This is a genomic window from Microcystis sp. LE19-10.1B, from assembly GCF_027530565.1.
Taxonomy (GTDB): domain Bacteria; phylum Cyanobacteriota; class Cyanobacteriia; order Cyanobacteriales; family Microcystaceae; genus Microcystis; species Microcystis aeruginosa.
In genome coordinates, this window is record NZ_JAPZQM010000386.1 from 1 (window position 1) to 10,049 (window position 10,049).

Genomic DNA, 10,049 nt, shown 5'->3' on the forward strand with positions numbered 1-10,049 from the left:
GTGGTGGAGGGAATCAACAATAAACTTAAACTAATAAAACGGAGAGGCTATGGCTTTAGAAACTTTCGGAATTTTTGGGTTAGAAGTATGTTATCTTGGCATCTTGTATGTTGATTTAGCATAAAGGGTAACGAAGAGCCCTAAATATCTGCTTCTCCCCCCACCACCACATCGCGGATACGGAGACTGGGGCCACCGCAGCCGACGGGTAAACCACTTTGACCCCCTTTTCCGCAGCCTCCTGACTCGTCCCAGTAGAAATCATCAGCAATTGCCTCAATATTGGCTAGGGTTTTAAAGACATTACCGGAGAGAGTCACATCTTTAACGGGTTCAGCAATTTCTCCATCGCGAATCATCCAAGCTTCCCCGGCGCTAAAAGTGAACATTTCGCCGTTAGTCATGCCTCCCTGCCAATTTTGGGCATAAACTCCCGTTTTTATCCCCGAAAATAACTCTTTAACGGGAGTGGTTCCCCGTTCAATCCAAGTGTTGGTCATGCGGACAATGGGCGGATAATGATAATTGAGACAACGAGCGTTACCTGTCGGTTTTTCGCCTAATTTGCCCGCCGTTTCCCGCGAATGCAGTCTTCCCACCAAAACCCCATCTTTAATTAACTGAGTCGTGGTTGCGGGGGTTCCCTCATCGTCATAAAAATAACTGCCCCGATGACCTTCCGGATAGGCCCCGTCAAAGATTTGCAGGTTATCTGGTCCAAAACGTTTGCCCATACTCATCACTTCCAAAAGGTCGGGATTTTCGTATAACATATCTGCCTCGGAAAGGTGGCCAAAAGCCTCATGGACGAACAGACCGGTTAAAATGGGATCGATGACGACGGTGTAAGTATCGCCCTTGACAGGGGGCAAAACTAGGGCTTGTACGGCCCGTTTAGCAGACCCTTGCACCTGTTCTTCTAAATTGATCAGATCCTCGAAAGCTTTTCGGGATCCGGTGGTTTCCCGGCCCGTTTGTACACTGTCCCCATCTCTAGCGGTGGCCGAAAAACGCATTTCTAAGTCTGACCATTTTTGTTCGATTAAAGTCCCGTCAGAAGTGCCTAAAAGAATATGTTGACTGCTATCGCTGTAACGGACGGAAGTGGTGGCAATACTGGCATGATGTTGACGCAGTAAGTTATTATAGCGATCGCAGAGGGCTTTTTTATCGGCTAATGGTACTAAACGGGGGTCCGTTCCCGTTAAAGGCAATTCACAGGAGATAATTACAGGTTCTACTGGAGCAATCAGGGTTTCTTCTTCCCCAATTAAACGGGCAGCAGCGATCGCATCTTCTAATCGTTCCTGTAAACTGGATAATTGATTAAAGCTGGCAAATCCCCAACCTCCTTTATAACAGGCGCGTACCTGACCACCGATAGCAATACCTTCGCTGAGGGTTTCCACTCGTTCGGAACGTAGTAGAATATTCGTCCCCCGCGCTTCTTCCAGACGAATTGTCAGGAAATCGACGCGGTTTTTATAACGGTTAATCAGTTCACTAATCAGGTTTTTATAATCGTTTAGAGTATCGGTCATGGGAATTAGGAATTGGGGAGAAGGGTGTGGGGTGTGATGGGGAGATGGGGTGATGGGGTGTGGGGTGTGGGGAGATGGGGAGATGGGGAGATGGGGAGATGGGGTAGTGGGGAGATGGGGAGATGGGGTAGTGGGGTAGTGGGGCATTTGGCTGAAATTTCCCTAAACCCCTATATCCCCTTTCTAACTGATAACTGATAACTGATAACTGATAACTGATAACTGAAATTAGGCGAGATAATCCTGTAAAGCTTTCACCTCTAAAGGTTGGGATTGCAGGGATTTTAAGGCCGCTACTGTCGCTTTTGCCCCGGCGATAGTGGTGATAATTGGTAACTTATAATCGAGGGCAGTACGGCGAATTTTTCGGCCATCGTTTTGGGATTCTTCACCACTGGGAGTATTGACAATAAACTGAATCCAGTCATTTTTGATCCAATCGACAACGTCGGGACGGCCTTCGTGAATCTTTAGCACTAAATCGATATTTTCGCAACCGTTTTCTAACAAAACTTTACGAGTTCCGGAAGTGGCGACGACGCGAAAACCGAGGGATTGCAGATCCTTAACCACGGGAACCATGGGGGTTTTATCGCGATCATTCATCGAGACGAAAACCGTCCCACTGGTGGCTAAAATCACGCCGGCGGCCATTTCTGCTTTAGCGAAAGCTTTGCCAAAATCGCTGTCAATCCCCATTACTTCCCCTGTAGAACGCATTTCTGGTCCTAGGAGAGTATCAGCACCGGGGAACTTCTGGAAGGGTAAAACCGCTTCTTTCACGGCAATATGACGGGGAATTGCTTCGCTGATGATACCCAATTCTGCTAGGGTTTTGCCCGACATGACGAGGGAGGCAACTTTTGCCAGAGGAACTCCCGTTGCTTTGGAAACGTAGGGAACAGTACGACTAGCGCGGGGATTCGCTTCTAAGATATAAACTGTCTCCCCCTGCACCGCATACTGGATATTCATCAAACCGATTACTTTTAAAGCTTTCGCTAGTTCCACCGTCCATTGTCGAATTGTGGTTAAAACCGAGGCACTCAGGGACGTATGGGGGATAGAACAGGCAGAATCGCCCGAATGTACGCCCGCTTGTTCGATATGTTCCATTAATCCCCCGATAACTACTGTTCCCGTCGCATCTGACAGGGCATCCACATCCACTTCGATGGCATTTTCGAGGAATTTATCGATTAAAATCGGGTGATCCGGTTCTATCTGTACCGCATACTTCATATAGCGTTCCAATTCGCTATCGGAATAGACGATTTCCATCGCCCGACCGCCTAAAACGTAGGACGGACGTACTACCACAGGATAACCGATGCGTTTAGCCACTGCTTGGGATTCTTGGAAATTGCGGGCAATACCGTTGAGGGGTTGTCGGATATCTAATTCTCGGAGGATTTGTTCAAAACGTTCCCGATCTTCGGCGGCATCGATCGAATCGGGTGAAGTTCCCCAAATTTTGGTATTTACGGGACAATTAGGCGATTCTAAATATTTTTGCAGGGGAATCGCCAGTTTTAAGGGAGTTTGCCCACCGAATTGAATAATTAAACCCTCTGGTTGTTCCGCTTCGATGATATTTAAGACATCCTCTTTAGTCAGGGGTTCAAAGTAAAGGCGATCGCTGGTATCGTAATCGGTGGAGACAGTTTCTGGATTAGAGTTAACCATAATCGTCTCAAAACCGGCGTTACTGAGGGAAAAAGCGGCATGACAACAACAGTAGTCAAATTCTATCCCCTGACCGATGCGATTGGGACCACCACCAAGGATCATCACTTTGCGTTTATCGGAGGGTAAGACTTCCGATTCTACCCGTTCGTAGGTGGAATAATAGTAGGGTGTTAGGGCCTCAAATTCCGCCGCGCAGGTGTCCACCATTTTATAAACGGGAATAATACCCAAACCCTTGCGATAACTTCTTACTTCGTCCTCGCTGGTGTTGGTGGCGAAGGCGATTTGGCGATCGCTAAAACCCTGTTGTTTAATAGCGAATAAGTCCTCTTTGCCGAGACTTTTCAGGGGAGTTCGTTTGAGAAACTTCTCGGTTTCCATCAAATCGGCCAATTTATCGAGGAACCAGGGATCAATCCCGGTTAGTTCGTGGATTTCCTCCCCATTCATGCCCAATTTAAAAGCATGATAGATACTATAAACTCGTTCGGGGTTAGGTGTCCGCAAACCAGCCCGGACTTCCGAGAGGGGGGGGAGAGTTTCGACTTTATCGCAACCAAAGCCAAAACGTCCCGTTTCTAGGGAGCGAAGTGCTTTTTGAAAGGATTCTTGGAAAGTTCGACCGATAGCCATGGCTTCCCCGACGGATTTCATCTGGGTAGTTAGAATCGGTTGGGAGCCGGGGAATTTCTCGAAGGCAAAGCGAGGAATTTTGGTGACGACGTAATCGATAGTCGGTTCAAAGGAAGCCGGGGTTTTTTTGGTGATATCGTTGGGAATTTCGTCTAAAGTGTAGCCTACTGCTAGTTTAGCGGCAAATTTAGCGATCGGGAATCCCGTGGCTTTCGATGCTAGGGCCGAAGAACGGGATACCCGGGGATTCATCTCGATCACGATTACGTCGCCGTTAGTGGGATTAACGGAGAATTGGATGTTCGATCCGCCAGTTTCTACGCCAATTTCCCGAATAATTGCCTTAGAATAGTCCCGGAGGCGTTGGTATTCTTTATCGGTTAGGGTTTGGGCGGGCGCAACCGTAATCGAGTCGCCGGTATGGACCCCCATAGCGTCAAAGTTTTCGATCGAACAGATGATCACCACGTTATCGGCTAGATCGCGCATGACCTCTAATTCGTATTCTTTCCAGCCAATTAGGGATTTTTCGACGAGAATTTGCGATGTAGGCGAACAATCTAGACCATACTGGGCCATCGGTTCAAATTCTTCTTGGTTATAGGCAATACCGCCCCCCGTTCCTCCTAAAGTGAAGGCCGGCCGGATAATGAGAGGATAGGAACCGATCTGATGGGCGATCGCTTTTGCTTCTTCTAAATTGTTGGCAATCCCCGAAGGACAGACGGGAACACCGATTTTCTCCATTGCTTTTTTGAATAGTTCCCTATCTTCGGCTTTTTCAATAGCGGGAAGTTTTGCCCCGATCAGTTCCACGTTATATTTTTCTAAAACGCCGCTTTTGGCCAAAGCTACGGCAGTATTGAGGGCAGTTTGACCGCCCATAGTCGGTAGAATCGCATCAGGACGTTCTTTGGCGATAATTTTCTCGACAATTTCCGGCAGAATTGGTTCAATGTAGGTGCGATCGGCCATTTCTGGATCGGTCATGATCGAGGCGGGGTTAGAATTGACTAAAATTACCTCATAACCTTCTTCTCGCAGGGCTTTACAGGCTTGAGTTCCCGAATAGTCGAATTCACAGGCTTGTCCGATGACAATTGGGCCAGCGCCCAAGATTAGGATTTTCTGTAAGTCATCACGGCGTGGCATAGGCTTAGGTTTGCTTGAGGATAAACCCCAATCATTGTATATGTTGTCACCCCTCTATTCCCTAAAGCTTTATTTAGGTTTAATGACCTTATTCTAGCTGTCAGCCTTGAATCAGTGATCGGTGATCAGATCTGAGCCTTGCACTAGCGACTGTTCACTATCTCCCCGCTCCCCAACACCCAACCGATCACTGGATAGGTAGGGCTGGCTGAATAAATCTAAAAACCTTGCTGGATAAGACTTTTAGACTTTTTGTCAATCCAAAAGTACCAGCTTAGGGAGTGAGCGGGGGGAAAATTCAGGTACTTTTTCCCTGAAAATTAGGTAATTGACCAGATGAAAATCGGTAAAACCCTACACCCCACACCCTACACCCCACACCCTGCCCCCACGAAAAACTTTTTCAGCAAACCCTAGGTACTGATACTATTTGGGAACGATTGTCAAACAATTGTAAAACTTCGTTATATTTAAGGAACATTTGAGAGACTAAGGAGCAGCGGAGTTGTGGCTTTATACGCGGATTTGCATCGGCATTTAGGGGGATCGGTAGTACCGAGAATTCTCTGGCGCTACTTTCACAGACATGAGCGGGATTTAGCGGCCAAATTCCAGGAATACCCCGCTTTTGAGGAATTTTACACCCGTGAACGCAATAGTTTAGATGAGTATTTGGAATTACATACCCTAGTCGAAAGTGTTCAAACCGCCCAAACTTTGCCCTATTTTATTTATCGTCTGATTCGCGGCGCTTACATCTTCGAGAATCTTGCCTATTTAGAATTGCGCTATACTCCCTACTATCGCACCGACGAACATTTGAACCAAACAGAGCGAATCGAGCAAATGCGCTCGATTGTCGAGATCGTCGGTCAAGCCTCGAAAATGAGCGAATATCCGATTATTACCAGTCAAATTCTCTGTATGCACTCGCGACTTCCCTCCCAAGTCAACAAAGCGATCGTTGATCTGGCCCTAGAGATGAAAGAATACGTCTGTGCGATCGATATTGCCGGGGGTGATTCCTACTACCAAACTCGACTAGAGGAATTTGCTGGTTTATACAGTTATGCCAGGGAAGAGGGTTTAAACACCACCGGCCATCTTTACGAAACAAAGGACGGTTGTTATCCCCAATTACTGCCCTATCTGCAAAGAATTGGTCACGGTATTCAAATTCCCCTACAATATCCGGAATTGCTGCCGGAAGTTGCCCGTCGTCATCAATGTTTAGAAGTCTGTCCCACCACCTATTTAAAAACTGGCACCCTCGAAAGTTTATCGCAATTAAAGATAGTCTTTGATCGCTGTTTTGAAGCGGGGGTTGATATTGCTATCTGTACCGATAATGCCGGTTTACACAATGTCCGGCTGCCCTTCGAGTACGAAAATTTACTCACCCTGGACGTGATCGATTTCCGACAATTACAAGCTTGTCAAGATGCGGCTTTTCGTCATGCTTTTGCCTGGCCCTACAGTCAAAAACCCGCCTCACTTTTAACTGGTTTGTTATCAGTGGATAATCCCAAATTACCGGTTTATCAGTAACAGAATTAACTTTAGTTCGGGTTAAGCAACTTCTTTACCGCTCCCGAACTATAGCGTTTTCCGACTCTCCTGCATCTGGTTTGGGGAATTCTACTGAATCTTGATTAAACTCAACCCAAAGAGAGTATAGGTACAGAGAGAGCCGAGACCGAACATCAGGGAACGAGCGATCGGGACATTAGTGATATAAAAAAGGGAAAATAGAAGCCGGAGGATCACGAAAGCGATCGCACAGACAGCGGCCAGGGATGAGGATACTCCTGTAACGTAGGCCATGAGAGCGGCAGCACTATAGATCATAAAGGTTTCAAAACCATTTTGATGGGCCCAAGTTGCTCGTTTAGCGTAGTCTGGGAGTTGGTCGAACATGGCCCGGGGAGCGGAGGTATCGTAACCCACCTTAGCTCTAGCGTAAGCCACCAGCAGAAAAGGTAGATAGACAGAGATAGCGGCAGCCACTATCGAATAGAGAAGAATGGCACTGACGGAGAGATTCATCGCTGAATTTAGTCAAAATAAAATAGGGTAACTAGCTTGCGTTGATCTTCCGCTTCCGCGCAGGTTTGCAAAAGGGTCTGACTGTCGTGGAAAGCAAAACAGATTAACTGTTGACAACGATTGATAATCTCGCGATTACAGAGGCTGCTGGCTTCCCCTAGGGATAGATGGTCATTTTCGGGACATTCCACCAGATGGATAACCTGCTGGAGTTGTTCTTGGGATTCCAGGGGCTGGCGATCGAGACTTTGGGGTAAGATCACGGTTAACAGATTAGGATCTGCCCGCATTGCCCCCTTAATGACGGCGGAATTGGTTCCCGTCGCCCCGGAGGTCATAATCCGATTGCCCGCCAGCACGAGGGCATAGGCCATCATTTCGATCAATTGCTGGTGCGTGATGGGAACGTGACGGGAACCCAATAAAGCGACGCGCTTAGAACCGGTCTGCTGAATGGCGGCTAGTTCTTGAGCTAGAGTGTCTAGGGTGTTAGTGGTATCTACAGATTGACTCAAAGACTTTTACTGCAAATTCGGACTGATTAACCGTCCGTTATTGTAGCATCGAATTGTCATAATCGGAAATTTGGCCCAAAAAACCCCAGCTACCGATCGAGGTGTTCTTTCGGTGGTGGTCCCCTATGATCCCTCAAAAATTGTTATTGGTGGGGAAGTGCCTCTAGATTCTACGGTAAGATAGGTGCATAGACGATATTTACCCCAGAGCCATGACCACTTCTCCTGTTCCCCAAGGGGACGATTTTAGCGATCGCCAGATCCGTCCCGTACAATATCGGGATTTGGAAGACATTGAAGCTTTAACCCTGGATGACTTCGATGAGGATATTGATCGTCGCGCCCAAAATTTCCGCACCCAGGTGCAGCAGGTGCGGCCTTGGTTTGGGTTATTTAAAATTCTCAGTTTTTTTCCCAATCCTCTCCAACACCGTTTTCATGTCTATGTGGCTGAGTCCATGGCCAATCGGGGAGAAGAAGGGAAAATTCGCGGGGCAATCCAAGTCACCCCTTTTAATAGTAGTCGCAGCACTTGGCGGGTGGAACAGGTGCGGGTGCATCCAGGGGAGTCTTTAAGCGAACCCAAGGGCATCGGGGCGCAATTACTGCGTTATTGTCTAGAAACGGTTTGGGAAGCGCGCACCTGGGTGTTAGAGGTTAATATCAATCAAAAGGACAGTTTGGCACTTTTCCGGCAACACGGTTTTCAGCCTTTGGCGGAATTAACCTATTGGTCTTTACCGCCGCAATTATTACAGGAATTGGCGAAACAAGAGCCAGATTTACCGAATTTACTGCCCGTGAGCAATGCTGACGCTCAATTGCTCTATCAGTTAGATTGTGTGTCTATGCCGCCGCTACTGCGTCAGGTATTTGATCGCCATATCCAGGATTTTAAAATCAGTTTAGTTGATAGTTTGCTCTATCGCTGTCAAAGTTGGTGCGGCAGTCCGCAAATTAGTCGCGGTTACGTTTTTGAACCGCAACGAAAAGCTGCGATCGGTTATTTTGAATTAATTCTATCTAATCGGGATGAGCGACCCCATCAAGCGAAATTAATTGTCCATCCCGCCTACACTTGGCTCTATCCTAAGTTATTAATCCAGATGGCCCAGATCACTCGCAAGTATCCCCCTCGCTCGCTAGAGTTGATATCTGCCGATTATCAGCACGAAAGACGGGAATATCTGGAACAATTGGGAGCGATCCGCAGTTCCCACACCCTGATGATGTCGCGCTCGGTATGGCACAAAATCCGCGAAACTAAGCCAGAAAATTCCGCCCTGGCAGAAATGCTGCAGGGTTTACAACCGGTGCCGCGAACTCCTATCCCTAGTCGGATGTCTTGGTTAAAATGGCCCAATAATCCCCCCCTGGACCCCCTCGACAGTCCGGGGGAACTTCCCCCGGTCAAACCGCCCTCGGAACCCCCCGATCAGGGGCATCCAGTGTGATGGAAAGAGTCGCCGCCCTCGGCTTAGATATCGGCAAAAAACGGGTAGGAGTGGCAGGATGTGACGGCACTGGTTTAATCGCCACCGGTTTAACCACGATTATCCGTTCTTCCTTTGTTGCCGAGATACCACAGTTTGAGGCGATTGTCAAGGAAAGAAATATTAAGATTTTGGTGGCGGGACTGCCCTATACCATGGCCGGAGAACTAGGATTTCAGGCCCAACAGGTGCAAAAATACGCCCAGAAACTAGCGATCGCCTTAGATTTGCCCCTCGAATACATTGATGAGCGTTGCACGTCCCTAGAGGCGGAAGAATTCTTAAAAGCCAAAAAACAGTTTTCCTCTTGGGATAAGGGAGCGATCGATCGGGAAGCGGCGGCGATTATTTTACAACAATGGCTCGATCGCCGACGGCGAGTTAATACTGTTGTTTGAGGAGTTGACGGCAAGGGTTAATCACAGAAACCAAAAACCTAACTAATACTATCCAAAATTACTCATGACTTATGCTATAATAGCTTTATGAGTAAGTTAACCATATCGGAAGCCGCTAAATTGAAAGGTGTAAGCGTATCGACGTTAAGGCGTTGGGAGTCTGAAGGTAAACTAATTCCAGAACGGACTGCTAATGGGCATCGTCGTTATACAATTTCTCAGTTGCTTGGAGTAAAAGAGAATCTTTCCTATACTGTTGGCTATTGTTGTGTTTCTAGTCATGACCAAAAGAAAGATTTAGAACGTCAAAAAGAAGTTGTCGAACTGTTTTGCGCTCAAAACGGTTGGCAAGTTGAAATTATAGACGACTTAGGTTCAGGACTTAACTACAACAAAAAAGGATTAAAGCGATTAATTCGGTTGATTGTTGATAGTAAAGTAGGCTCTTCGGTTTGTGTTATGCAATGGACGGGGGTTATAAGGGATGGAACCCTTATAGAGAAAGGCATTGCTTCGATTTTGGCCAATTGTTTTCTATCTAGAGCGAACTAATCAATTAAATCTCTTGCCAGATAAGGATTT

The 10,049-nt window shown here is 47.1% G+C and carries 8 protein-coding genes and 1 pseudogene; 5 read left to right on the top strand and 4 right to left on the bottom strand.

Going from position 1 to position 10,049, the window contains the following annotated elements; translation table 11 throughout:
- Positions 1-114, top strand: a 114-nt coding sequence (locus O9332_RS13905; protein WP_130758671.1) for a transposase, incomplete at its 5' end; no start/stop codon positions are given.
- Positions 115-140: 26 nt separating this feature from the next.
- On the opposite strand, the gene O9332_RS13910 is transcribed toward O9332_RS13905, so the two are convergent.
- Entirely contained in the window at positions 141-1,541 is a 1,401-nt protein-coding gene (locus O9332_RS13910; protein ID WP_288026061.1) for a TldD/PmbA family protein, read from the bottom strand.
- Positions 1,542-1,769: 228 nt separating this feature from the next.
- Complete coding sequence (gene carB, locus O9332_RS13915) at positions 1,770-5,015, bottom strand: carbamoyl-phosphate synthase large subunit (RefSeq protein WP_288026056.1); 3,246 nt, start codon at positions 5,013-5,015, stop codon at positions 1,770-1,772.
- A gap of 507 nt (positions 5,016-5,522) precedes the next feature.
- On the opposite strand from carB, the gene O9332_RS13920 reads away from it, so the two are divergent.
- Positions 5,523-6,563 carry an adenosine deaminase gene (locus O9332_RS13920; RefSeq protein ID WP_002763338.1) on the top strand — a complete coding sequence of 347 codons (1,041 nt, stop codon included), beginning with the start codon at positions 5,523-5,525 and terminating at the stop codon, positions 6,561-6,563.
- A gap of 90 nt (positions 6,564-6,653) precedes the next feature.
- On the opposite strand, the gene O9332_RS13925 is transcribed toward O9332_RS13920, so the two are convergent.
- Together O9332_RS13925 and O9332_RS13930 are read right to left on the bottom strand one after the other, a co-directional pair.
- Positions 6,654-7,061, bottom strand: a complete 408-nt coding sequence (locus O9332_RS13925; protein WP_002763339.1) for an MAPEG family protein — start codon at positions 7,059-7,061, stop codon at positions 6,654-6,656.
- An 8-nt stretch (positions 7,062-7,069) separates the two neighbouring features.
- Positions 7,070-7,576, bottom strand: coding sequence for a hypothetical protein (locus O9332_RS13930; RefSeq protein WP_002741066.1), 507 nt, complete (start codon positions 7,574-7,576; stop codon positions 7,070-7,072).
- Positions 7,577-7,788: 212 nt separating this feature from the next.
- Here O9332_RS13930 and O9332_RS13935 point away from each other — a divergent pair, with 212 nt between their 5' ends.
- The 3 genes and pseudogenes from O9332_RS13935 to O9332_RS13945 all read left to right on the top strand — a co-directional run.
- Complete coding sequence (locus O9332_RS13935) at positions 7,789-9,030, top strand: GNAT family N-acetyltransferase (protein ID WP_288026059.1); 1,242 nt, start codon at positions 7,789-7,791, stop codon at positions 9,028-9,030.
- Positions 9,030-9,467, top strand: a complete 438-nt coding sequence (gene ruvX / locus O9332_RS13940) for a Holliday junction resolvase RuvX (protein WP_287739299.1) — start codon at positions 9,030-9,032, stop codon at positions 9,465-9,467. The genes O9332_RS13935 and ruvX overlap by 1 nt, the downstream gene beginning before the upstream one ends.
- 87 nt (positions 9,468-9,554) lie before the next feature.
- Positions 9,555-9,908, top strand: a pseudogene (locus O9332_RS13945) (IS607 family transposase); the annotation flags it as partial.
- Positions 9,909-10,049: the final 141 nt, after the last annotated feature.

Coding starts and splice junctions, on each gene's coding strand:
- O9332_RS13910 (WP_288026061.1), bottom strand. CDS start 1,541: ATGACCGATACTCTAAACGATTATAAAAACCTGATTAGTGAACTGATT.
- O9332_RS13925 (WP_002763339.1), bottom strand. CDS start 7,061: ATGAATCTCTCCGTCAGTGCCATTCTTCTCTATTCGATAGTGGCTGCC.
- O9332_RS13935 (WP_288026059.1), top strand. CDS start 7,789: ATGACCACTTCTCCTGTTCCCCAAGGGGACGATTTTAGCGATCGCCAG.
- carB (WP_288026056.1), bottom strand. CDS start 5,015: ATGCCACGCCGTGATGACTTACAGAAAATCCTAATCTTGGGCGCTGGC.
- ruvX (WP_287739299.1), top strand. CDS start 9,030: ATGGAAAGAGTCGCCGCCCTCGGCTTAGATATCGGCAAAAAACGGGTA.